The sequence below is a fragment of the Alkalibacterium sp. s-m-28 genome, assembly GCF_054658175.1.
The window spans coordinates 1-268 of the sequence record NZ_BAAGIQ010000372.1 but is presented as its reverse complement, the minus strand read 5'-3'; the positions used below and the strand labels follow the sequence as shown (position 1 = coordinate 268).

Annotated in this window: 1 protein-coding gene; it reads right to left on the bottom strand. The window is 42.9% G+C overall.

Going from position 1 to position 268, the window contains the following annotated elements; translation table 11 throughout:
• The coding region (locus ACYQ4S_RS12660; protein ID WP_459771537.1) for a transposase at positions 1-268 on the bottom strand (268 nt) is incomplete at both ends.

The window sequence follows — 268 nt, the reverse complement described above, 5'->3', positions numbered from 1 at the left end:
CGTCTGTAATCTTTTTGGATAGTTTGTGCAAGAAATCTTTGCGCTGATTGGCAATCTTCTCGTGCTTTTTGGCCACTTGAATGCGTGCTTTATTGCGGTTCTTACCGCCTTTTTGTTTGAGGGATAACGACCGTTGCGCTTTCTTCAGCTTCTTTTCGGACTTGTAAAGAGGTTTTGGATTTTTGTGCTTCTCAGTCTCCCCTAAATCATTGGTGGTGACCGCAAAATCCGAAATACCCAAATCAATCCCGATCTTCCGTTCAACTAA